At 44.2% G+C, this 23,643-nt stretch carries 19 protein-coding genes and 1 other RNA gene; 10 read left to right on the forward strand and 10 right to left on the reverse strand.

From position 1 onward, the window contains the following. Positions 1–61 precede the first annotated feature (61 nt). Positions 62–428, forward strand: a transfer-messenger RNA (tmRNA) gene (gene ssrA / locus AB6D06_RS08780). Positions 429–515: 87 nt separating this feature from the next. Here the strand turns inward: ssrA and AB6D06_RS08785 are convergent. After that, positions 516–779 carry a M48 family metallopeptidase gene (locus tag AB6D06_RS08785; protein WP_229649987.1) on the reverse strand — a complete coding sequence of 88 codons (264 nt, stop codon included), beginning with the start codon at positions 777–779 and terminating at the stop codon, positions 516–518. Positions 780–1,266: 487 nt separating this feature from the next. On the opposite strand from AB6D06_RS08785, the gene AB6D06_RS08790 reads away from it, so the two are divergent. From AB6D06_RS08790 to AB6D06_RS08810, 5 genes are all read left to right on the forward strand, one after another. Next, positions 1,267–1,776, forward strand: coding sequence for a hypothetical protein (locus AB6D06_RS08790; protein WP_133154295.1), 510 nt, complete (start codon positions 1,267–1,269; stop codon positions 1,774–1,776). Next, positions 1,766–2,098 carry a hypothetical protein gene (locus AB6D06_RS08795; RefSeq protein WP_054542203.1) on the forward strand — a complete coding sequence of 111 codons (333 nt, stop codon included), beginning with the start codon at positions 1,766–1,768 and terminating at the stop codon, positions 2,096–2,098. The genes AB6D06_RS08790 and AB6D06_RS08795 overlap by 11 nt, the downstream gene beginning before the upstream one ends. A gap of 82 nt (positions 2,099–2,180) precedes the next feature. Further along, positions 2,181–2,771, forward strand: coding sequence for a hypothetical protein (locus tag AB6D06_RS08800; RefSeq protein ID WP_240799484.1), 591 nt, complete (start codon positions 2,181–2,183; stop codon positions 2,769–2,771). 356 nt (positions 2,772–3,127) lie between these two features. Then, positions 3,128–3,271, forward strand: coding sequence for a hypothetical protein (locus AB6D06_RS08805; protein ID WP_170964600.1), 144 nt, complete (start codon positions 3,128–3,130; stop codon positions 3,269–3,271). A 1-nt stretch (position 3,272) separates the two neighbouring features. Next, on the forward strand, positions 3,273–3,410 hold the full coding sequence (locus tag AB6D06_RS08810; protein ID WP_170967427.1) for a hypothetical protein: 138 nt from the start codon (positions 3,273–3,275) through the stop codon (positions 3,408–3,410). 156 nt (positions 3,411–3,566) lie between these two features. On the opposite strand, the gene AB6D06_RS08815 is transcribed toward AB6D06_RS08810, so the two are convergent. From AB6D06_RS08815 to AB6D06_RS08830, 4 genes are all read right to left on the reverse strand, one after another. Beyond that, complete coding sequence (locus tag AB6D06_RS08815) at positions 3,567–5,447, reverse strand: RimK/LysX family protein (RefSeq protein WP_193841255.1); 1,881 nt, start codon at positions 5,445–5,447, stop codon at positions 3,567–3,569. Between the two features lie 306 nt (positions 5,448–5,753). Next, positions 5,754–6,563, reverse strand: a complete 810-nt coding sequence (locus AB6D06_RS08820) for a M15 family metallopeptidase (protein ID WP_229647785.1) — start codon at positions 6,561–6,563, stop codon at positions 5,754–5,756. Positions 6,564–6,661: 98 nt separating this feature from the next. Further along, on the reverse strand, positions 6,662–7,390 hold the full coding sequence (locus AB6D06_RS08825; protein WP_229647784.1) for a DUF429 domain-containing protein: 729 nt from the start codon (positions 7,388–7,390) through the stop codon (positions 6,662–6,664). 58 nt (positions 7,391–7,448) lie between these two features. Further along, positions 7,449–9,161, reverse strand: coding sequence for a class I SAM-dependent methyltransferase (locus AB6D06_RS08830; protein WP_372110122.1), 1,713 nt, complete (start codon positions 9,159–9,161; stop codon positions 7,449–7,451). A gap of 259 nt (positions 9,162–9,420) precedes the next feature. On the opposite strand from AB6D06_RS08830, the gene AB6D06_RS08835 reads away from it, so the two are divergent. The 4 genes from AB6D06_RS08835 to AB6D06_RS08850 all read left to right on the forward strand — a co-directional run bounded on the left by AB6D06_RS08835 (position 9,421) and on the right by AB6D06_RS08850 (position 14,859). Continuing rightward, on the forward strand, positions 9,421–10,359 hold the full coding sequence (locus AB6D06_RS08835) for a hypothetical protein (protein WP_372110123.1): 939 nt from the start codon (positions 9,421–9,423) through the stop codon (positions 10,357–10,359). A 196-nt stretch (positions 10,360–10,555) separates the two neighbouring features. Beyond that, entirely contained in the window at positions 10,556–11,323 is a 768-nt protein-coding gene (locus AB6D06_RS08840; protein WP_065584647.1) for a 1-acylglycerol-3-phosphate O-acyltransferase, read from the forward strand. 147 nt (positions 11,324–11,470) lie between these two features. After that, positions 11,471–12,841, forward strand: coding sequence for an MBL fold metallo-hydrolase (locus tag AB6D06_RS08845; protein ID WP_372110124.1), 1,371 nt, complete (start codon positions 11,471–11,473; stop codon positions 12,839–12,841). A 470-nt stretch (positions 12,842–13,311) separates the two neighbouring features. Next, the gene (locus AB6D06_RS08850) at positions 13,312–14,859 is read left to right on the forward strand and encodes an alanine/glycine:cation symporter family protein (RefSeq protein ID WP_372110125.1); all 1,548 of its coding nucleotides are present in this window, start codon (positions 13,312–13,314) and stop codon (positions 14,857–14,859) included. Between the two features lie 145 nt (positions 14,860–15,004). On the opposite strand, the gene AB6D06_RS08855 is transcribed toward AB6D06_RS08850, so the two are convergent. From AB6D06_RS08855 to guaB, 5 genes are all read right to left on the reverse strand, one after another. Beyond that, positions 15,005–15,598, reverse strand: a complete 594-nt coding sequence (locus AB6D06_RS08855; protein WP_010440610.1) for an acetate uptake transporter — start codon at positions 15,596–15,598, stop codon at positions 15,005–15,007. 746 nt (positions 15,599–16,344) lie between these two features. Beyond that, complete coding sequence (locus tag AB6D06_RS08860; protein WP_372110126.1) at positions 16,345–17,895, reverse strand: Na+/H+ antiporter NhaC family protein; 1,551 nt, start codon at positions 17,893–17,895, stop codon at positions 16,345–16,347. A 274-nt stretch (positions 17,896–18,169) separates the two neighbouring features. Further along, on the reverse strand, positions 18,170–19,882 hold the full coding sequence (locus AB6D06_RS08865; protein WP_372110127.1) for a glycoside hydrolase family 19 protein: 1,713 nt from the start codon (positions 19,880–19,882) through the stop codon (positions 18,170–18,172). A 324-nt stretch (positions 19,883–20,206) separates the two neighbouring features. Further along, positions 20,207–21,760 (reverse strand): glutamine-hydrolyzing GMP synthase, encoded by a 1,554-nt coding sequence (gene guaA, locus AB6D06_RS08870; RefSeq protein ID WP_017059729.1) that lies wholly within the window; start codon positions 21,758–21,760, stop codon positions 20,207–20,209. A 365-nt stretch (positions 21,761–22,125) separates the two neighbouring features. Further along, positions 22,126–23,589: an IMP dehydrogenase gene (gene guaB / locus AB6D06_RS08875; protein WP_017062496.1), complete on the reverse strand. Its 1,464-nt coding sequence runs from the start codon at positions 23,587–23,589 to the stop codon at positions 22,126–22,128. Between the last annotated feature and the right edge of the window lie 54 nt (positions 23,590–23,643).

The following is a 23,643-nucleotide window of genomic DNA, read 5'->3' on the forward strand; positions in this document are numbered from 1 at the left end:
AGCACTTAAACGCACAGTGCTAGACAGGGTAAGCTTTTCTGGTACTATGCAAATAACACTTGGGGCTGATTTAGGATTCGACAGGAATTTTGAAGTCTGAGGTGCATGCCGTGGGGCGGTTGGCCACGTTAAAAGCCGCAAAAAAATAGTCGCAAACGACGAAAACTACGCACTAGCAGCTTAATAACCTGCTCAGAGCTCTCTTACCCTAGCTTCCGCTCGTAAGACGGGGACCAATAAGAGATCAAACCCAAACTAGCTAGCGTGGCTTCTCCCACCTGAGAGGAAAAGCGCGAATTATAATTCAGGTTAGCCTTTAACTAGCGTGTCGGTTCGCAGGTTGCTGGTGAAATTAAAGATCGACTAAGCATGTAGTACCAATGATGAATGATTTTTGGACGCGGGTTCAACTCCCGCCAGCTCCACCAAACGTTTGGAAAGGGCCAACTCGAAAGAGTTGGCCCTTTTTTTATGTCTCATTTGAGGATGTCTTTTTACATTAGTGAACGTACGCACTATATGATTAGATTTTGTGCATTTCCTCTAAGCCACTCTTTATGCTCTTTATAGTCGGGCATGACTCGTTCAACTTCTTTCCAGAACTGTGGCGAATGGTCATGGTGGATTAGATGACAAAGCTCATGCACCACTACGTAATCAACAACCCTGTTGGGAGCCATGACAATCACCCAGTTAAATTCTAAATCACCGTAAGGGGTACAACTGCCCCATCTACTCTTAAACTCTTTAGTACGAACAACTCCCGTTTCAACGCCCACCAACGATTCGTAACGCCTTACCTTCTCTCGAATCTTCTTATCAGCATGGCTGCTTATACCAATTCGTTAAAGCTCGGAGAATATAGTGCGTTTGTGTGGATGGGTCGGAAACGGTGACCGTAATACGTCCATTAAGTAGTTTTGTAGGCTTTAAGTCGCCTTTAAGCACTTTTAAGCACTTTTAAGCGATAATTCCGCCCTAAGTATGGCAATGACTCACCTGACACATACTCTCGCATTGTCGTAGGGCTGGTGGGGCAATGAAAGAGTGCAAACACAACAAATCATCGATGCAATCCATGATTTGCATAACATTTCATATTAATATCTATTTTTTATGCAATTAAACACCCGTGATGTATGTAAAATATCTATTACGTAAACAAATCATGAGCAGAGCACTATCAACAACGATACCCCGAAGCCCAAATTGGCTACGCCCTCTTTAAAACACTATTTACAGCAGGTTGATTGGACATTAAGTCGCTTGCTAGGATTTATTTTAAAAGCGTTAATTTACATTTTCCTCGTCAGTATGAGTATTGCAGTCATCAGTTTTGAATTACTCAATATTTTTGAATATCAAGATGGGTTCTCTGATGTATCAACCATCGAGATTATCTTTTTTATCTCATTTCTTGTGTTGTTAAAACGCTATTGGGTATATACAAAACAAACCTCACTTCGCTGGTGGCATATCATTAGCACCCCGTTTTTATGGCACGGAAAATTCATTACGGCTGCGTTACTTTGTGCCAGTACGATTGTTTTTATTGACCTATTCGAAGGTACCGAGCACTTTAAAAACCTGTTATTGCTAGAGCAAAGTTACGACCAAATCTTTTCTTTCAGCATTATATTACTGTGCTTGTATATTGCAGTTCCAAGCCAGGATCTGATTCTAAACCCAGGCTCAGACACCCCATTAGAAACCCCAAATAACGACAACGATACTAAACAAGCACAAACGGACGCTGAGGTAACAAATGCTCAATAAAAAACACGCCATGCTTGCTATTGCACTAGCGATCTTACCAATGGTTTCCAATGCTAAAAAACTCTCTCTGGTCGATAGCTGTGTTGAACTTATCAATATTTATGACTCCAAAAGTTCGAAACGATTGTTAGCGGCACAAACCACATCGCTATCAGAAAGTTTACGTGCAGGATACTGCTTGGGAGTGATTGACCAATATGAAAAGTCCGAATATGGCTGCCGTTCAGATTGGTATGAGCGAGCACAGTTTATTGCACGCGAGTCATTAAAAGATAAGCCGTTGCCAGAGCGAAAACTATTGGAGCTATCGTGTGAAATCTAACGATAGCTACATCTCAACGCCTGATGCAATTAAGAAGCTATTTAACATAAAGTTAGCCGAACATAAATCATTCAAAGATTTGGTGTACCCACTAGTAAGAAGCAAAGGTTTCTTTGAGGTTAAAAAAGAGCCTATGGCGCTGGGCTCAACAAAGAACAACTTGCTCATTGCAAGTAATAGCCTAACCAAACTCCATAATGCCGTTTTGCTACAAGGGTTCTTTGCTGATAGTAAACGAGTCAAAGAGATCTTTTCTCATTCTAAAAAACGCATAGAAGCGGCGGACTTTTTAGAAACAGTCGTCATGGGTAGACAATCTATTCTCGCAGTTGGCATTCAAACGACTACGCTGTCAGAGCTGATCGTAAAATTAAAATCAGAACACATCGACCTGAGTAAGGAAAAGTTACCAAAACCTTTTCAAGAGTTACCGCAACTTTCTCTTAATGGCGTAACCAGTGTAATGCAGGCTCTATTGGCTCAAAGCGCCTTGCTGACACAAGGTGAATCAATGATCATGCACTTTTTCAATCAGGATATAGAAAAAGCCTACCTTGCAGCATGCTCTCTAGGAAATACAACTCCTGCGCTGGCTCAATACCAAACCCTTATCAAGCAGAAATACCTCGAAGCCGTCGAGTTCGATGACCTATTAAATAATTTATTAAATTAGTTGTTGCGAGTGCAGTGCACTCAATCATTCTTGCTATCAGTTCATCAGGGAGAGCAAGAATGACTTCAACTAAACAGCTTATTGATACATTCCAATCTCAACTCCCTCCATGCTATGCAGAGCGAGCTTTCAGTATTGAAGCCCAACTCCGAGCTGGAGCTTTATACCCAAATTTAGGGGGTAAGAAGATCCGCTCTTGTCCGACCTATATTAGGTTTAAGTTGGGTAGAGGGTTCCGGTTTGTTTGGCGTGTTGCTCCTGATGGGCTTTATCCCAAAGCAATCACAACTAGGCAAGGATTTGAGCGAATCATTAAACAAATCCGCAAGGCTAGTTATTAAACAAGGAAATTGACAATGGCTAAGAAAATCACACCAGCAGACAATGCAGCAAACATCCCTAATGCCAACAAGGGAACAAGCGGCACTAACCGTCAGCATGATCAGAACAAAGGCAACCGCGGTAAACAACTAAACCCTAATCAACAAGGGAAGAAATAATATGCCAAATTCAAGTGATATGTCTCAAGACGAGCTCGATGTATGGTCAGATATCAACAACCCAAACAACGATACTGATATGGATGATTGGTCTGATGCACATAACCCAAATAATGATGATTATTTAGGTGATGACTAAGTAATAAGCGGCTCTCTAAGGAGCCGTTTTTTTTAACTTGTTCACAAGGCATTGATGGTTAGCCGTTTAGGCTCTCAATAAAAAGCCACACATCCCATTAATGAAATGTGTGGCTGTTTAGATCTGTTCTGCTACGAACTTAGATAAGTTTAGGGGTTACTCCATATCACCTAACAAGTAATCTTCATCGCTGCTCACTACTGCGCCGTGCTTCAAGAAGTTCTTACCTAGGATCATGCTGTATTCGAAGCGAGAACGGTCTTGAAGGTTTACCCTCACCTCTTTCTCTAGGTCTCCGAGCTTAACCTTCATTTCTACCACAGGGCGAATGTTCACCTTCTCGCCTTTCTTGGCTTTGATACGCATTACATCAATCACTGGCTTGGTGAAATCTTGCTTATCGCCTTGGTTGTTTTGATAGGTAAAGCTCACCATGTCTTGGCCATCTTTCTTAAATCGTTTGATGTTGACTGCGTTCATTGAGCTTACATCCGCACCAGTGTCGAGCTTGGCCGGGAACTTCATGCCGTTCACTTCTACTACTTCAATATGCCCAACTTTAAACAGTGGTTCGGCTTTCAGAAGGTAATCAGAACGCGTATTAACGTAAACGCCCTCTTTTGCCATCTTCTTGCCTAAAATAAAGTACGCTTCTTTCTCATTTGTATTGAGCACGTCGATGGCGAACTCTTGCGTACGCACTTTTCCAGACACCGCAAACTCACCACTTACAACAGGGCGAGTATCATCCCCGACTTTAAGCTTCTTAATAATTGGCTTGGTCACCTTCTGCTTCTCACCATTTACATCCGTAAGATAAAATTCAACGGAAGCATCTTTGCCTTTACCTGTCATTTCAAAACTGTCGACCTTCAGCAAAGGCGTATTGACAGTGAAAGAAGCCACAGCCTTAAGCGGGAAATCATCTAGGGTGATGTCCTCTTCCGGAGAGATAATCATAGGCTCACCAGACTCAGCCACATCACTAAAGTTCTCTGAACCTTCGGATAAAATATTCTCAGCACTGGTATCAATCATGAAGAGTTCGCTGGCTGTGTTGGTTCCAAATCTCAACTGCGATTCACTACTCGAGCGCTCACGTAGGTACACCAGAACGTCTTTAGTTGTGTTTTCATCGAGTTGAACAGGTACATAGACTAAAGGTCTCTTCTTACCGCTCACGCTTAACATACGAACCAACGGCAACGTCATCTCTTTTTGCTTACCGTCGTTGTCGAACATATCAAACGTCACTTCTTTGTTCTTTTTGTCTATGTCGATGTCTTTTGCATGCAAAATGCTGTAGCGGTTCTTTAAAGAGAAGGTCGCATTCATCGCCATTCCCGAGATAGATACCACCTCTTTACGGCCCACCACCGTTGCGTTCTCTTGCTCTTGTAAGTAGTCATAGCCCGCAAACACCAGTGCGTTATCTGCAAGGAAGGTTTTGCCGATCAATACTGGTGCAGAGAAGTGGCTTCTGTCAGTCAGGTTAACGTCTGTTTTTAGCTCTTGGTCTGCAATGGTAAGCGACATTTTTACGGTAGGACGAAGTAAAGGCGTGCTGCTAGTGCGGCTGCGTATCATGCTGACACGCTCTAAAGGCGCTTCGATTAATACCATGTCTCCCGTGCGTGGGTTTTGAACCTTAAAAGAGACCACAGCTTCATATTTCGCAAAGGTGCTGCCATCCCAATCATCGTAATCAACATCAGAATTGTTCAATAGGTCTTCGGTTAACGCCGCCATCAACTCTTTGTCTTTGAGGTTTTGGTAATCGGGATTAGAGCTCTTCACATGAATGTCTTCAGCATGCATAGAAGTGGTTTCTGCACCGGTATCAATTTTACCAATGAAAGGAACGTCTTTTAGCCCTTGAACGCTAGATAGGTACACGTTCTCAGTGCGACCTAATACCGACTTACCATCGAGTTCGTAAGTGGGATTTTGAGTGGTAGGTGAAGTGTCAGTAGCCAAAGTGTATTGTGAAAAAAGTAGAGTGCTTAAAAGAGTTAGAGCCAAAGGTATCTTTTTCATTAGTTGGTCCGTTGTGATCAGTTCACTAATAATACTGGCGTTTCCGCGAAGAGTTCCCCCACCAGCAATGGTTCTCACATAACGTTAACGCTATGAGTTTTTCAATGACAAACCGATGACTTTGCGCTGCATTCGCTTATCGATTATTGACTAATGGATACCCAATAACCTTTTTCAATACTCGGTGTTCTATTGAAGAAATGAATACAAAAAAGGCCAACGACGAGCGCTGACCTTAGCGATTCAAAACACACCTGAAGCGAGTTTAACTTGCTAAAACACAAACGGTTCTAGATAAACATAGCACTAAAAAGTCCCGACTGTTTTCTTTGCACAGATAGCTCGAGCTTTTTCTGCGTCCTCACCTTTATTTTTGAGATAGCACTGTCGATAAGATTCGACGTAGCGCTCAAATAACACCTCGGCTTCAGGTTGTGGTTTAGAGAGCAGTTGGTTAACAAACTTTCTTGAGCCGACCTCAAAATGCTGAGTATCAATTGGGGAATTCCAATCCCCTCCCCAGATCATAAATCCGTGATGGGCAAACAGCTCCACAACATCTTCTGCCATGCCGCTGCGTTCTATTTCATTACGCGCACGAAAGCGAGTACGGTTCACATAACTTGTCGCAGATTGTGAAGGCTTTACCGTGATTCTGCCGTTGCTATCAAACTCTAAGAAAGGGTTTTGAACTGGGTTGATGTCTATCGCCACACCATAAGCATGTTTCGACCAACCTCCTCCGCCTGTAATAGGACGAGCGTTAAACGCACTGCTGTTGTTCGCGTCCATTGAGGCGTTATCGTCACCTCTGAATTCACGCATTAGGCGAGCAGAATGAAGAGGAAAATTGCGTTGTTTAAGCTCTGAAAAGATTTCTTCAACAGCAGGCGCAATAACATCAAGCACGATCATATTGCCCTGTTGCGTTTCCCCTTTGAAATTAATGAAGTCGAAATCCACTTTGGATAGTCGCTCACAACCAACAGGCGCACCACTACTCAAGACATTGTTCTTTTTCATCATGTCGCATTGCCATTGAGATATAGGGGCAACTTGGGCATAACTCGCAACACTGAGCACAGTGGCCAGCCAGCCGACAATAAAACGTTTCATATCAAAGACTCAAAAATATTAAGAGTGAAAAGTAGCAGAGTTGGAAAATAGCATAAGTTAGAAAATAGCATATTAAGCCAAGTTGAGCGCACGATTTGTTAGCGCGCTTTATTCCAATAGACAATCTCTCTAACTCGTCCGTTCTGATCCTTGTCAGCTTCTCCACCAACATCAGAAAGTTCAGGTAAGGTCGATAATTGCGGAGCGTAATAGGCAACCAACATAAGTACAAAAGCATCGTAAATATCATCTATCGCGACGTCTTTACGCTTGGTGGTTGAAATGGCTAACGACAAGCCGTCACACCATTGAGGGGCAAGTTGCTGAATAATAGAAAGCCGTTCCTCTTTGCCTTCTTGTGTTCGTTTGGAAAACGTCAGCGGTTCGCCTTTCAAAGCTGCAAACACCACCTCAGGGTGTGATTCCCTGATAGAAAGATTGGGATGAGTTTCAATGAGCTCATCAAGCTCGCGGATCTTGGGCACAATTCCCCAAGTCTGTTTAGAAAACTTCTTATCAAGCTGCTCCACATTGGCATTACATCCCGCAATGTAATCGGTTTGGTAAACCGCCTCACGACACGGAACCGGAAACACCGAAGAACCACGTTTGCTGGTTAGAAAACGCCTTGCTGCTTTGTCACACAAGCGATCTGGAGTTTGTGCATCACTAAAACCAATAGGCATATCGATAAGCGCCGTTGAACCGATAAGATCACTCGCTAGCTCATCGAGGGTGTTTACCACTTTAAACGCAGGTATCTCATTGTCAGAGACAATCCAAGCGATCCAACCCGACTTGCAGCCATCAATTCCGATGTATTTCATTATGTTCTCGATGATTAGTTTGTTGAGGGTTATTTGGGATAACTAGCCCACTTAATGATCAGTGCCACTCACTAATCAGCAGTCTGCTTTTTACACCACGTACCTGCAAGCCCATTGCATCGAACACCTCTTCAAAGTCTCGACACTGCGCAGGGATGTTAGGTAACGAAAGCGCGGCTTCTGAAAAGAATTGTTGTTCAAAATGAGCCGAATCGTTCCAAGCGAGTTGCCACCACTCTAGAATCCTCGACTTAGACGAGCGCAGCTTTTCAGCCGTAGGAACTTTATCACTTTTACTTAAGTTCTCTTTGCTTGTAGTAGGAAAGAGGTTCCACTTATCGTTGTTTGGCCAGTAAGCGAAAGGCAAACAGTGATCAACGTGATACTCATTTTTTAATGATTTTCCACTCCACACGCTGACAATGTCGGCACGATCAGATCTAAGTTGCTCGACACGTTTACGCACATCGCGAGTATCATGGTTTTGATCGATCCATACCAAGCAGTCGTGATAAGTCTGTAGTGAAATGCTTCGCTGTCGGTTCAACTCGAAACGCTGCATCTCCATGACCCATTGATTCACCACCAGTGGTTCAATCCAAGAGTGGTAGATTCTAAAGCACTCCCACAGGCTTTCATCGAGAGTGAAATAACCAAAACTTTCTAAGAACTCACTATCAATGACCAGTGATTCTCGGCTCTTCCGTCGTTTGTGAGGTGGGTATATATCGAATAGTCGGTTGTCTTTCGAGCCTTGATAAATGAAAGTCACAGGTCCTGATTTAATGGTGCTGATCGTTTGTGAAAATAGCTTTTGTAGAGCCTTAGCTTCATCGCCGAGAAACATAGCGCCTATCGCTAGATCATCAGCACTTAAGTGTTTGAGTTTATTCCACCCATCCTCTTTTACAAACCCAAGTCCCTTCGTTGTGTTGCTATTTTGCTGAATCCCTGCGCCTTCTATGTCGATATCAATCAGTCGCTTAAACTGCCTAACCCAATACAGAGCAACCAAGCCCACTGGTAGAGAAATTTTTCCATCAGTTCGATCAATCACAGCGCCTGAATGCGCATCAGCAATTCGCAGTAATGTTCTCAACAAAGCCAACTTGTATGTGGCCGACTTGTTGTCATTCACAATAATGTGGCGCACCTTGTTCAAATCACCGGAGCCATCATCTGGCAAGGTCATCACCACGGTTTGCCACCAAACCTCACAGCGCTTCAAGGTGTCTTGGCTGTTATCAACATGACGCACCAACAAAGCACTGTTCTTCGACAAACGCTCAAGCTCTTCAACCGAGACCTCATAACCCTCTCGGTCGTCATGAAACTCTCCGTGACGTAGGGTAATCACCAATTTGCCATTTGGAGCGAGTAAGTTAGATAACTTTCTGAATGCTCGCTCTCGATATGACGGTGCAAGGTGCATCCACACAGCACTGACCAATATCAAGTCAAAACGCATTCCGAGGTTTTCAGTGCGGCTAAGCGAGGGAAGTGAATCATCAATCCAGGTAACACTTGGGCCTGTATATTTCGAGCCTTGTTCGCGTAATGAAGCACTTGGTTCTATCGCAATAACATCAGCTCCGGCTTTGTGCATCCATAGCACATCACGACCGCTCCCAGCACCGACATCTAATACTTTATCGCCCTCTAAAGGCCAATAAGCTTGCCAGCTTTTATGCACCGTCTCGAACGTCACTGAGTTGTACTGCTGGCAAAGTGTGTGAGCATTTTTATCGTAAAAAGGAATCGATGAGGACATATGCGCTATTGGAGTAAGGAGTCTATCTCAATAGTAATAGGGAGCTTAGGCGATTGCTAGCAGCTCATGCAAGTTCAGCCACACCGAGCAATATTTATCGTTAGTGACTGTTTTATATCAATATCCACCTAATGAGTGCATCAGGCGAATCAGTCTCGTCAGCAAAACAAAAACAAACAAGGTGCAAGCTGACGTGCGAACAGAGATAATTGTTTGAAGATGATTAACTCGCCTCAAGCACCAAACCGATAGAAAACTAATGAACACATACTCACACATAGACACCCCGTTCAACCTGCGCCACACCTGTTGGTTTTGTGGTGAGCCTTCCAGTAACCTTGTTGAATTTCCTAAGACAGCGCAGGCAGTTGCCAAGATTGGCCATTCACCGATAGCACTGCCGGCTTGTAATGAGTGTGCGAGAATTAACTATTCAAAGAATCTAACCTCAATTTGGTCAGTGCGCGATCAGATAAAACACACTCTGATAGACAAGTACGCTAAGCACCTTGGCATCGGTGAGAACTGGACGGAGCAAGAGCTTATTGATTCTGATTTCTCGGGTTCGACGCTCGGTGGGTTTGGGCGCAGCGCTTGGAAGATGTATCAAATCGCCAAGCAACGCGTCGATTATAAAGGCTGGCCTTTGTCGGTTGATGACATCCCACTTGAGGTATACGACGAAACCAGTGGCTTTGAGTTTGACGGTACTCGTTATGCCTCAATCAATTCATGTATCGACTATTTCACCAAGGCAGCAGGCGTAGACAAAGAGCTGTTGTCGCAGCTTGTCGACATCGTTTCATCAGAAAGGTTTAGCTACGCACTGCGAATCGCCAAGCTGAACAAGAATGTCTCTAATACCAAGCGCTCGGAGATCGTCGAAGAGGTACTACAACAAGAGTCTGAACAAGAAGAGATACTGCTTGAGCAAGCTAATTCAATGTTTAACCCAAACGTCGAAGAGGTGAATATTTCAGGCTCAATAGCGCCTGTATTTGCCATTCAGTGGGCGCTGGCTAACAAGGTTAAAGATTTAGCCCACCTTTGTGCTCTCGAAGATGAGTATTTTGACTATTTCGAGCACCTCGGCGGCCCTGCAGCTTTCATGTCCTATAACGGCCTACAACTCTATTTAGAGTCGCGTCAATATCCTGAATGGGTAAAAGAGTTGGATCCAAATAAACAGTATTGGTGAACATGCCTCGCTACTGGTGAACACGTGTAAGCTCGATAATCGTGTCAAATACCCATTGTTAGTCCTTGTTTTATATAAAGATCTAAAAACAGAACCCTATAACAGTTAATTGTTGCAATTCGGTTAAATAGAGTGAAAACTTCAAGCATCTAAAACTATTTAATCACTGCCATCTGCGGTGAGTAAGGAGTGAATTGTGCTTGCTGTTCTTCGTATTATTTTGGCTACGGTGTTTATTATTTTCACCACTCTATGTGCTTTTGTTTACTGCTTGTTTAGCCCCAAGAACCCCAAGCATGTGTACGTTTTCTGTCGTTGGTTCAACCAACTCCAAAAGATCATCGGTGTAAAACTGGTGCAACGCGGCCTAGACAATGCCCCGACACCAGAAAACAGCGTCTACATCTCTAACCACCAAAGCATATTGGATTTTGTGACCGATCCAGGAATGCTAAGACCACGCACCGTTTCATTGGGCAAACGCGATTTGTTGTACGTGCCTTTCTTTGGCCTGCTGTATTGGATCACCGGTAACATCATGATTAACCGCGAAGACAAATCCAAAGCACGCGATACCATCAAGCAAGTGGCGGAAGCGATTCATCAGAGAGATCTGTCTGTTTGGGTTTACCCGGAAGGAACCCGTAGTAAAGGGCGTGGACTACTGCCATTCAAAACAGGCGCTTTCCGAATGGCAATTGAAGCTGGTGTGCCTATCACCCCGATGTGTACTAGCACCACGCACAATAAGATCGACTTTAATCGTGCCAATAATGGCATTGTGATCACCGAGATGTTGGAACCTATCGATGTATCCGGATACAAGCTTAGCGATGCGAGAGAGTTGGCCAATCGCTGTCACGCACTCATGGCAGAGAAAATAGCAGAGCTTGATGCCGAAGTGGCTCGTTTAGAGGCGCAGCAAAAAACAGAGTTGGATTCAGATCGTTCTTCTACGAACTAACTCGCAACGAAACCACTGAGTCATCGCTCAGTTACTTAAAAAGACACTCAACGATCGCAACTCTCATTGTTCTTGTTTTACTTGCTGGCGCTTATCCGCAAAATAAAAACAGGCGTTATCTGCCTTATAGAGCAATGGGAGTAAACGATGGAAGTGATTCACCATGGTGGCAAACATACTGTCACAGGATCTTGTCACGAATTAAGAGATTCAGGCCAAGCGGTACTCATCGATTGTGGCTTATTTCAAGGTTTAGATCTTCAAGGTAAAAAGCTTCAAGGAGAAGATGCACGCCCTCTTGATATTGAATTTGAAACGTCCCACCTCAACGCTCTGCTGCTGACCCATACTCACATTGATCATATTGGTCGATTACCTTGGTTACTCGCCAGTGGATTTAACCAGCCAATTTATTGCACGCAAGCCACCGCCGAACTCGCTCCTTTAATGATTGAGGATGGCTTAAAACTGCAAGGGCTCAGCAATAAACAATCGAAGCTGATACTCAAAAAGATTCATTCGCTAATTGCTCCCAAGCCTTACGGGGAATGGTTTCCAATCACGTCTAAACAGCAAAACAACGGAAAGGATCATCATAGGCCAAATACTCTACATGCTCGCTTTCAACCTGCGGGGCACATCTTAGGTTCTGCCTATATCGAGATTAAATTACCCAACCAAGAGGTGGTAGTCTTCTCTGGCGATTTGGGCCCAAGTAACACACCACTACTGCCCGATCCTAAGCCACCACGACAAGCCGACTATCTGTTTATCGAATCCACTTATGGCACCAGTACTCATGATGATATCGCTACGCGAGCTGAGCGCCTCAAAGCAATAATTGATCGTTCACTGCTCGACGGTGGCGTTATTCTAATTCCGGCCTTCAGTATCGGCAGAACTCAGGAACTGCTGTTTGATATCGAGCACCTGATCTTTGAGCATCAACTCAGTAGCGATATTCCTATTATTCTCGATTCTCCGATGGCTCAGAAAGTGACACGTTCATACCGACGCTTTAAAGAGTTGTGGGGACAAGAAGCAAAGCAGCGTCTTGAACTGGAACGCCACCCACTCGCTTTTGAGCAGTGCATTACGGTCGATGGACATAGAATGCACAAGAAAATCGTGAATCGCCTCAAGTCGACAGGTGAACCCGCGATTGTGGTCGCAGCTTCTGGGATGTGTCAGGGTGGTAGGATAATGAACTACTTATCTGCCTTGCTTCCCGATAAACGAACCGATGTAATTTTAGCGAGCTATCAAGCGCACGGGACGCTCGGACGAGAGCTGCAACAAGGCGAAAAACAGGTTTCCATCGATAACCAACACGTTGAGGTGAAGGCTCAGATCCATAGTATGTCTGGCTACTCTGCTCATGCTGATAAAGATGATCTCAATCGATTTATAGAAGAAATAACCGTGCCACCCAAAGAGGTACATTTGATTCACGGAGATCCAAACACTCAGTCTGAGTTCGCTCAAGCTTTGGTTGGGAAAGGATTTAAAGTCGTTTAAAACAGGCGATTGATTCACGATTTCTGATTGCGGTAATCCTTACGGAAAGTTCTAAAAATTACTACTGATATTTTAAATAATACCTCCCCTTAAACCTGCCTAATTTCACTATATCGGTGATATATTCTTGCGTCTTTGCCGTCGTAATGTGTTAACAGTCATGAGTACTGAACAACGTTTCCTCTCATTTTTCTTCTATTTTCCCTTCTGACACATATTGTGAGTTTCGAAAATTTGTATTAATCACTATTTATTCACTTTACAAACCGACACTAAAAACAACTAATTGCATATCAATTTTAATGGAACGATTATCAAATTAGCACTAAGCGTTAACAAACACCCCCTGTAACATGCTTTATGTCACAGTAATCCTAATAGGCAGTTAAATAATTTAACACTCGGGTTACAAGTGAAGTATTGTGTTGTTCGAAAAACAATCATAAGCAAAACTAACAGGGAAAATACTCATGCAGTCATTCGTTGATTTTTTGAATGGAATAATCTGGAGTCCAGTACTTATCTACCTATGTTTAGGTGCAGGTTTGTTCTACTCCATCATGACTCGATTTGTTCAAATCCGTCACTTCTTTGAAATGTGGCGCTTGCTACTATCGGGTAAAAGCTCATCAAAAGGCATCTCGTCTTTCCAAGCTCTGGCCGTTTCTCTATCTGGCCGTGTCGGTACAGGTAACATTGCTGGTGTTGCTGCCGCTATCGGTTTCGGCGGCCCAGGTGCCGTATTCTGGATGTGGGTTGTAGCCTTCTTTGGCGCCGCGACTGCTTATGCAGAATCTACGCTAGCGCAAATCTACAAAGAAGAAGACGAAGGCCAGTTCCGTGGTGGTCCGGCTTACTACATTGAAAAAGCAATGGGTCAGAAGTGGTACGCATGGATCTTCGCTATCGCGACTATTTTTGCATGTGGTATTTTGCTTCCAGGTGTTCAGTCAAACAGTATTGGTAATGCTGTAGAAGCTGCATTTGGCTCAGGTGACATGATTGAAACAGCTGTCGGTACATTCAGTTTCGCTAAAATTTTCACCGGTACTGTTGTTGCTATCATCCTTGCTTTCATCATCTTTGGTGGTGTTAAACGTATTGCGAACTTCACACAAATCGTTGTTCCTTTCATGGCATTGGCTTACATCATCATCGCGTTCGTTATCATTCTGCTAAACATCAGCCAAGTGCCAACGGTTTTCGCAATGATTGTTGGTGATGCATTCACACCTATGGCAGGCTTCGGTGCTGCAATTGGTTGGGGTGTTAAACGTGGTGTTTACTCAAACGAAGCGGGTCAAGGTACTGGTCCTCACGCGGCAGCGGCTGCAAGTGTTGATCACCCAGCTCAGCAAGGTTTGGTACAAGCATTCTCTATCTACATCGATACTCTTCTAGTATGTTCTGCTACAGCGTTCATGATCATCATCACTGGTGCTTACAACGTTCACGGCGGCGCTGAGGGTGTGTTCCTTGTTCAGAACCTATCAGCAAACATCGGTGCGAATGGTCCTGTATTTACACAGCTTGCTATTGAAAGTGCACTACCAGGCATTGGTAAGCCATTCATCGCATTTGCTCTGTTCTTCTTCGCATTTACAACGATTCTTGCTTACTACTACATCGCAGAAACGAATATTGCTTACCTACGTCGTACCATCAAGATCCCTGGCATGATGTTCGTACTTAAGCTTGTTCTTATCACTGCCGTTTTCTATGGCACAGTTAAAACAGCGAACCTTGCATGGGCAATGGGTGATGTTGGTGTTGGCTTGATGGCATGGTTAAACATCGTTGGTATTCTGATCATCTTCTTCATGTCTAAGCCTGCGCTTAAAGCTCTAGCTGACTACGAAGAACAGCAGAAACAAGGCGTAACTGAGTACACATTCAACCCTGTAAAACTAGGCATTAAAGGTGCAACTTACTGGGAAGAGAAGTACAAGCGTAAAACAGGCAAGTCTCCTGAAGCAGAAGCTGCAGACACTAAACCTGTAGAGCAACCTTCAGCTTAAGCTTTCCTTAGCAAATAGATCGCTTTAACAAATAGTGCTATTAATAACGCATAAAAAAGGGGTTAGCTATTTCGGCTAACCCCTTTTGTTTTATTCATAACCAATAAATGGCTTATAACAAACTAACTGTTCCCGAGTTAGAGTATTAAGCAGCGATTTCTTGTGTTGCCATTTGAGGGGCTTTCTTCTCACCGATAGGCAGTACTGTGCGGCCGTATTCGTTGTTGATTACTTGTGCCATTGCAAAGTAGATAGCTGAAGCGCCACAGAAGATACCTTCAAAACCAGCGATAGTGCCGATTAGTTCGCTGCCAGTGAAATCACGAGCTGCAAGTAGGAAGAACAAGATAGTTAGTGAACCGAATACTACTTGCTTCGCCACTGGGTAGCATAGAGAGCCAATGAACATGAAGCCTGTGAAGATGCCCCATAGTAGTAGGTACCAACCCATGAATGCTGCAGGGCTTGCAGGTAGACCCATGTAAGGCATCACGATTAAACCAACCAAAGACAACCAGAATAGGCCGTAAGAAGTAAACGCAGTTGTACCGAACGTGTCACCACGTTTGAAACACATTGTGCCCACGATAACTTGGCTCAAACCACCGTAAAAAATACCCATAGCAAGAATCATTGAATCGATTGGAAAGAAACCTGCGTTGTGGATATTAAGAAGAATAGTGGTCATACCGAAACCCATTAAGCCTAGTGGCGCTGGGTTAGCTAGTTTGGTCGACATTGCGAATTTACCTTATTAAAGTGGTTGATTAAAAAAAAACAATAAAAGTTGTCAGAAAATTTTAATCTATAAACCGTACAACTAGGTAATCCAGTTATCGAAAACTAAGATTGTGTAAATGATCTTATGGAAAATTAGTTTCATAACAACGCTAATTAATTCATAGAACCTATAAGTAAACAAATTCCCTGTCACGTATCGACTCATTTGATCGTCATTCCAGAATCGAGGGACGAGATATCTGGAATCTCCTTTTAGACATAAGCACCGACGATAAACGCCAGAGATTCCCTACCACGTTCGTTCCTCACTGTAGGGAATGACAGAGGTTTGCTTAGATGCGGGTAACGAGATACGGGATGCGAAGAGCGCGTTCAGATTGAGCAAGCGAGAAACTAAATTGCAAACACGAGTAATAATAGGGCGAGCTTTTCGTTACTTGTTTACTCGTATCCCGCATCTACTCACTCAGTCGTCATTCCAGAATCGAGGAACGAGATATCTGGAATCTCCTTTTAGACATAAGCACCGACGATAAACGGTAGAGATTCCCTAATACGCTCATACCTCGCTATAGGGAATGACGGTGGTTTTCGTAGATGCGGGTAACGAGATTCGGGATGCGAACAGCGGGCTCAGATTGAGTAAGCGAGAAACTAAATTGCAAACACGAGTAATAATAGGGCGAGCTTTTCGTTACTCGTTTACTCGCATCCCGTATCTAGTCTCTCATTTGTAATCTTAAATTACGCTTGTTGTGGTTTAGATTCAGGCACTTGAGATTGAACGTCTGAAGAAGCGTTTTTACTCGCATCGCGCTTGGCTAACAACGTCACGACAATCAACTGAGCAACAAGAGCGCCTAACACAACCAATGCACTTCCCGTAAAGCCTGCGACTACAAAACTAATCAGAGCAATAGAGCCGTTCATCAATGCGTAAGGAAGCTGCGTCTTAAAGTGTTCAAACTGATCACACCCTGCCCCGGTTGAAGAAAGAATCGTGGTTTCAGAAATCGGTGAGCAATGGTCACCAAACAAGCCACCAGACAACACAGCGCCAATTGCGACGAGAAGCGGAGCATCTATCGCAATCGCGGTTGGAATAACCAATGGCATCATTATCGCGAAGGTTCCCCACGACGATCCCGTTGCGAATGAAATGATAGCCGATAATAAAAACGCGACCGCAGGTACTAACCAATATGGAAAGCCGCTCTGTGCTTGCTCAGCAATATAAGCTGCCGCACCCAACTCTTTACCAACGGTGCTTAATGCCCAAGCCAATACCAAGATGATCGCGACTGGCATCATGTTTCCCATGCCTTTTAAGTACACAGAAACACCATCAGACAACTTTCTTACACCGTAGTAAGCCATTAACGAAATTAATGTAATCGCCGCAAAGAAATAAGCCGATGATAACGCCGCTCTAAATGATGAACCTGCGACCTTTTGGAACGGGAAACCTTGTGGTACCAGCATGGCACACAACACCACCAGCATCACTAACAATGGTGCCCAGACAAAAGATGCCTTTGCATTTTTATGCGAGAACGGATTTAGTGATTCGTTATTCACGCCAGAGTTAATTCCCGCCTGGCAATCACGCTCGGCTTTTGCCATTGGCCCAAAGTCTAAACCTTTAACGGACACAAGCGGAACGATGAAAATCGCAAGAAATGCGTAGAACTGAAAAGGAATCGCACCGATGAAGGCATCCCAATCGGACATGTTGACATTCAACGCCGTGAACTCTTTCTGAATAAGGCTCATGATGTAAACACCCCATCCAATGAAAGGGATAAGAATAGCAACGGGCGACGAGGTTGAATCAATGATGAATGCTAGCTTCTGTCTAGAAAGTTTCAGTTTATCGAAAAGGGGACGAAAAACAGGGCCAACAATTAAAGGGGTGCCTAAGTCTGAGAAAAATATAACGATTCCACCCAACCATGCTGACAATTGAGCTTGGCATTTATTGCTTACCCACTGAGTCACTCGCTTTGCAAACGCGACGCCACCACCCGACTTTTCCATCAAAGCGACAAAACCACCGATGAACACCAACAGCATAATCACGCCAGCGTTGTAGCTATCTGTAAGCTGAGGGACTAGGTAACCTTTAACCATGGTACCAAACGTATCAAGCGGGTTAAGTTCGCTAAACATGCCAGTCAGCATCGCAACACCACTCAGCACGCCAGCAAAAAGGCCAATCACCACATTCCTTGTCGCCAACGACAACACCAAAGTAATCACAATGGGGATGAGTGACGTGATATCTGTCTGTTCCATAGGTACACCTTAACCCTAAAATAAGAGAATAAATATAAATTAAATTTGAATATAAATTCACAAGCATCATTTGTACAGAACTTTATCCTCTAACTGGATAATTAGTCTTTAAATGCGCTTCAACATAGCCAAATAGACCAATCACCCTGCTTAAATAGCCAAGTTCGAAACGGAAAAAAGCCGAAAGTAGAAACTTTCGGCTTTTGATTATTTATATCGCTATGGTCGTACTACTGAGCTCGTAACTTAGGCCACCTCTTCAGTATTCAGACTATCAATTACAGCTGATTTCATCCCAGAACCAATTCGATTGAACTGGGCTTTCCCAAACACCTGGGCCGTTTTTAGCCACGAAGCACTTACCGTTATGCGTCACTTTATCGCCATTACTCACTTGGCTAACACCGGCTTGCCACGTAATAAATTCAGATGGATCGACAACCACTGGCGGTTCTGTCACAGGTGGTTCAACTGGTGTTGGGTCTACTGGTTCTGGATCGACAGGGGCAGGATCAACAGGCGTTGGATCTGTCACAACTGGTGGTGTTGGCTCGCCCGCTACTAGTTTCCAAGGGCCACCATTGGTAGGGTCATCCCCTTGTGTCCACCATTTCGCTTCATAGGTTGCACCGTTGTGAGTCACTTGGTCACCCGCGTTGTAAACCTTGGTCGCACTCCAACCATTACCACCCGGATCAGTACCAGGATCTACCGGATCCAGCTTATCGACCACTTTCACTTCAGGCCAACTCGCATGAGAACCATAAAAGTTGGTCACACACTTCTCGTAATCGCCAGCCACCAGTGCGGAATAAGCAGTTTGAAAGCCCACTAGCTCACACTCAAATGAATACCCTTCTGGGCGGTCTGCGTAGTATTTCCAGTTACCATCCCAGTTGGTGTACAACACATCCGTTGCTCCGTTGAGATTCAAGCTTCCGTAAGGCGTTTGCTGCCAACATGTATTGGCTTCATCGGCTTCTACAGGAATTTCATAGTGCGCGGCTAACCCTTCCCAGTAACGAATACGGTTAACGGGTTGGCCTTTGTCTTTGTTCTGCTCGCCACATTCAATACCACCATTGATCACGTTGATTGTGGTACCAAAGCCATAGCCAATACCCGCATCCAATTCACGTTGAGATGGTGTCCATGTTCGGTCAATTACATGCAGCATTGCCGGTTTAGGCGCTTGTGGTGTTAAAAAGAACCAGATAGCAGACGCTAAGTTCAACCAAGAATCCGCCACTAAGCCCGGATTGTTGAGAAGCACCGTCGCGTCACCATCAAACATCACTTCAGAGAACGCGCCATAATTAAAATGGTAAGAAAGCTGTTTAGCACCACGTCCGAAGTAGCCCTGTCCCGCAGCACATGGCCAACGGGCATTCTGCCAATCGTTCTGACCACAACCGGTGGTGTAACCTTCTTGGCCTTCAGACCAACCCATTTCGCGAACATGCACCAGCGCTTGCTGCCACTCTTCTAGAGCTAATGGATTATCAGAGGTGTTGTCTATCGCGATATGCCCACCCGTCTCTTGTGAAAAGTGAGCAAAGGCCGTGATGATGGATTTTTTACAGATAGCATCAGAATCACGGCCATCGGTGTACTCTCCACAGAAGGCTGGGAATTTGCCAATTGCACGTAAGAAGCGAGTGTAGGTGTATTCTGGCGCTGCCATCTGAGTGAGGAAGTTCCATTCCGATTGAGGGAACACGCGCTCTACACGCTTTATGTTTTCAGGGTTGGAGGGGGAACCGGGTTCAATCGCTTCAACGATTGTATTCGGGCGAGTTTGAAGGGCCTGTGACCAGATCGCATACATAGGATCGGATGTTTTCGCTTGTTCAGCAGCTTGTAGAGCCGACTTTTCAACAAGGTAACCATTCGGGTTTTGCGGATCAGGTTGAATGTTCAAAGACGCATGACTTTGCGCTGCTAATGTGCAGCCCAGTACTGTCGCCAAATATTTGATTTTTAACATGATGGATTCTCTTATCTGTCCTTAATAAGTCCATCACAGAGTATGCTTCACATGTGGAATGGCCTAGCTGTAGCTGTGTGAATTTATAAAAAGTGCGAGTGATCTTTTTGATACATGGCTCAGCACAACAAAGCGTCTCATGGTTTCTTGAGCTGATATCTAGTTTCCAACTCATTTGGTTTCTAGTTATTGTTCATTTGATTTCGAGGTATTGCTCATAAGCCTTTAATGTAATGAATCAATATAATCAATCGAAAAGAAAAAAGCCCCGAACTGAGTTCGAGGCTTAAGATCTTAATCAAAGCTGGTTAAATCTCTAAGAGATTATTCCCACTCGATAGTTGCTGGTGGCTTACCAGAAATATCGTAAACAACACGTGAAATGCCGTTAACTTCGTTGATAATACGGTTAGAAACCTTACCTAGGAAGTCGTATGGTAGGTGTGCCCAGTGAGCAGTCATGAAGTCGATAGTTTCTACGGCACGTAGAGATACAACCCAATCGTACTTACGGCCATCGCCCATTACGCCAACTGAACGTACTGGTAGGAATACCGTGAATGCTTGAGATACTTTGTGGTAAAGGTCAGCAGCGTGAAGCTCTTCAATGAAAATAGCATCTGCGCGACGCAGTAGATCACAGTACTCTTTCTTGATTTCGCCAAGAACACGAACACCTAGACCAGGACCCGGGAATGGGTGGCGGTAAAGCATGTTGTATGGAAGACCAAGCTCAAGGCCGATCTTACGTACTTCATCTTTAAACAGCTCACGTAGAGGTTCAACAAGACCCATTTCCATATCATCAGGAAGGCCACCAACGTTGTGGTGAGATTTGATTACGTGTGCTTTACCTGTCTTAGATGCTGCAGACTCGATTACGTCTGGGTAGATAGTACCCTGAGCAAGCCATTTAGCATTAGATAGTTTCTTAGACTCTTCATCGAAGATATCTACGAATACGTGACCGATGATTTTACGCTTAGCTTCTGGTTCAGCTTCGCCTTCCAGAGCTTTAAGGAAACGATCTTCTGCATCGACTTTGATGATGTTTAGGCCGAACTGGTCACCAAACATATCCATAACTTGCTCAGCTTCGTTTAGACGAAGAAGGCCGTTATCAACAAATACACATGTTAGTTTGTCGCCGATAGCGCGGTGAGCAAGCATCGCAACTACAGATGAATCAACACCACCAGAAAGACCAAGGATAACTTCATCGTCACCTACTTGTTCTTTAATACGTGCAACTGCATCTTCAATGATTGAAGCTGAAGTCCACAGACCTTCACAACCACATACGTTAAGAACGAAGTTCTCAAGCATTTTCAGGCCGTTTTTAGTGTGTGTTACTTCTGGGTGGAATTGAACACCGAAGTACTTCTTCTCTTCGTTTGCCATTGCAGCGTATGGGCAAGTGTCTGTTTCAGCGATCTTTGTGAAATCAGCTGGAATCTCAACTACTTTGTCGCCGTGGCTCATCCAAACATCTTGAGTAGACTCAAGGTCAGCGAAAAGTGCAGATTCACCAGTTACTTGTACAGCAGCGTAGCCGAACTCGCGTTCAGTAGACGTTGCTACTTTACCGCCAAGTTGCTCAGCCATAGTTTGCATGCCGTAGCAGATACCGAATACAGGAACACCTGAATCAAATACGTACTGAGGTGCACGTGGAGAGTTCTCTTCCGTTACACTTTCAGGGCCACCAGATAGGATGATACCGTCTGGATTGAATTCACGAATATCCGCTTCTTCTACGTCCCAGCTCCAAAGTTCACAGTAAACACCGATCTCACGAATACGACGAGCTACTAGCTGTGTGTATTGAGAACCGAAGTCCAGAATTAGAATACGTTGGTCATGAATATTTTTAGTCATTGTAAGCAGTCTTATTGGCTATGTGATAAAACGGAGGCGAGTTTACTCACCTCTGATTAACTCTTCAAGAAATAAAGCAAACGTTTTCGTTAGATATCTTTAACCACGTGTTTTGAGAAAATCGGACTTTTAACAAAACAGGCGGTAGATATAATACCAATCACAGTAAGTAAGTGTTCAGGAATAGCGTAGGAAAAAAGCCTGAGAACGAGGCAGGATTTTCTGATAAGTAGTTATTCTACAATCAAAAATTCTAACGAAGTTATCGAGGTTTTTAACAAGCTAGGATGACCAGTTATTTACTACGATTGATATATTAATGTGCCGACTAAATCAGCACATTATTCAAACGTTTGGACGTATTATTAACCTAAACGGTAGTTAGGTGCTTCTTTCGTGATTTGAACATCGTGTACGTGAGATTCTTTCATGCCCGCACCAGAGATACGAACAAACTCAGCTTTAGTACGCATGTCTTCAACAGTTGCAGAACCCGTTAGGCCCATGCTTGAGCGTAGACCGCCCATCTGTTGGTGAACGATCTCTTTTAGACGACCTTTGTATGCGATACGACCTTCAATACCTTCTGGAACAAGCTTGTCTGCAGCGTTGTCAGATTGGAAGTAACGGTCAGAAGAGCCTTGAGACATCGCGCCAAGAGAACCCATACCACGGTAAGACTTGTAAGAACGACCGTTGTAAAGGATAACTTCACCCGGTGCTTCTTCAGTACCAGCGAACATTGAACCAACCATCACACAAGATGCGCCAGCAACGATAGCTTTACAGATATCGCCAGAGAAGCGGATACCGCCATCTGCGATTACTGGAATACCGTATTCGTTTGCAACTTCCGCTGCGTCTGCGATTGCTGTTACTTGAGGAACACCAACACCAGTAACGATACGAGTCGTACAGATTGAACCTGGGCCGATACCAACTTTAACTGCACTAACACCCGCTTCGATAAGAGCACGTGCGCCAGCACCAGTTGCTACGTTACCACCGATGATTTGTAGATCAGGGTATGCAGCGCGAGTTTCGCGGATACGGTTAAGTACGCCTTCAGAGTGACCGTGTGAAGAGTCGATAAGTAGAACGTCTACGCCAGCTTCAACTAGAGCAGCAACACGCTCTTCGTTACCAGCACCAGCACCAACAGCTGCACCTACACGTAGGCTGCCGCGCTCATCTTTACATGCGTTTGGTTTACGTTCTGCTTTGTGGAAATCTTTTGCAGTGATCATTCCAGTCAGTTGGAAGTCATCATTTACAACAAGAACTTTTTCAACACGCGCTTCGTGCATTTTCTCTTGAACTTCTTCACGAGTTGCACCTTCTTTAACAGAAGCAAGGCGAGCTTTAGGCGTCATTACTACATCAACTTTCTTAGAAAGGTCAGTAACAAAGCGAACGTCACGGCCAGTAATGATACCAACCAATTCGTTTGTTTCAGTAACAACAGGGAAACCGGCGAAGCCGTGTTTTTGAGTAAGGGCTACAACATCAGCGATTGTCGCGTCAGGGCTTACAGTTACTGGGTGAGAAACCACACCAGCTTCGTAAATTTTAACCTGGCGAACCATTTCAGCTTGCTGCTCGATTGACATATTCTTATGAATAAAGCCAATACCACCTTCTTGCGCAAGGGCAATTGCTAGGCGTGCTTCCGTAACAGTATCCATCGATGCAGAGATCATTGGGATGTTTAAAGAAATGTTTTTCGTTAACTGAGTGCGAAGATCAGCTGTGTTCGGAAGAACGGTTGAGTGTGCTGGGACGAGTAAAACGTCATCAAAAGTTAAAGCTTCTTTTGCGATTCGTAGCATTTGCAATATCTCACAACAAAGGTGTTAAAAGGAGTAAACCCAACTTTATCGTTT

It is taken from the genome of Vibrio sp. 10N.239.311.G01 (assembly GCF_041465805.1).
GTDB lineage: Bacteria > Pseudomonadota > Gammaproteobacteria > Enterobacterales > Vibrionaceae > Vibrio > Vibrio crassostreae_C.

What these genes read in the sequence shown, in the direction of transcription:
- guaA (WP_017059729.1), bottom strand. Translation starts at nt 21,760, where the DNA reads ATGACTAAAAATATTCATGACCAACGTATTCTAATTCTGGACTTCGGT.
- guaB (WP_017062496.1), bottom strand. Translation starts at nt 23,589, where the DNA reads ATGCTACGAATCGCAAAAGAAGCTTTAACTTTTGATGACGTTTTACTC.
- AB6D06_RS08815 (WP_193841255.1), bottom strand. Translation starts at nt 5,447, where the DNA reads ATGAAAAAGATACCTTTGGCTCTAACTCTTTTAAGCACTCTACTTTTT.
- AB6D06_RS08825 (WP_229647784.1), bottom strand. Translation starts at nt 7,390, where the DNA reads ATGAAATACATCGGAATTGATGGCTGCAAGTCGGGTTGGATCGCTTGG.
- AB6D06_RS08820 (WP_229647785.1), bottom strand. Translation starts at nt 6,563, where the DNA reads ATGAAACGTTTTATTGTCGGCTGGCTGGCCACTGTGCTCAGTGTTGCG.
- AB6D06_RS08845 (WP_372110124.1), top strand. Translation starts at nt 11,471, where the DNA reads ATGGAAGTGATTCACCATGGTGGCAAACATACTGTCACAGGATCTTGT.
- AB6D06_RS08795 (WP_054542203.1), top strand. Translation starts at nt 1,766, where the DNA reads ATGCTCAATAAAAAACACGCCATGCTTGCTATTGCACTAGCGATCTTA.
- AB6D06_RS08860 (WP_372110126.1), bottom strand. Translation starts at nt 17,895, where the DNA reads ATGGAACAGACAGATATCACGTCACTCATCCCCATTGTGATTACTTTG.
- AB6D06_RS08805 (WP_170964600.1), top strand. Translation starts at nt 3,128, where the DNA reads ATGGCTAAGAAAATCACACCAGCAGACAATGCAGCAAACATCCCTAAT.
- AB6D06_RS08865 (WP_372110127.1), bottom strand. Translation starts at nt 19,882, where the DNA reads ATGTTAAAAATCAAATATTTGGCGACAGTACTGGGCTGCACATTAGCA.
- AB6D06_RS08850 (WP_372110125.1), top strand. Translation starts at nt 13,312, where the DNA reads ATGCAGTCATTCGTTGATTTTTTGAATGGAATAATCTGGAGTCCAGTA.
- AB6D06_RS08830 (WP_372110122.1), bottom strand. Translation starts at nt 9,161, where the DNA reads ATGTCCTCATCGATTCCTTTTTACGATAAAAATGCTCACACACTTTGC.
- AB6D06_RS08855 (WP_010440610.1), bottom strand. Translation starts at nt 15,598, where the DNA reads ATGTCGACCAAACTAGCTAACCCAGCGCCACTAGGCTTAATGGGTTTC.
- AB6D06_RS08835 (WP_372110123.1), top strand. Translation starts at nt 9,421, where the DNA reads ATGAACACATACTCACACATAGACACCCCGTTCAACCTGCGCCACACC.
- AB6D06_RS08810 (WP_170967427.1), top strand. Translation starts at nt 3,273, where the DNA reads ATGCCAAATTCAAGTGATATGTCTCAAGACGAGCTCGATGTATGGTCA.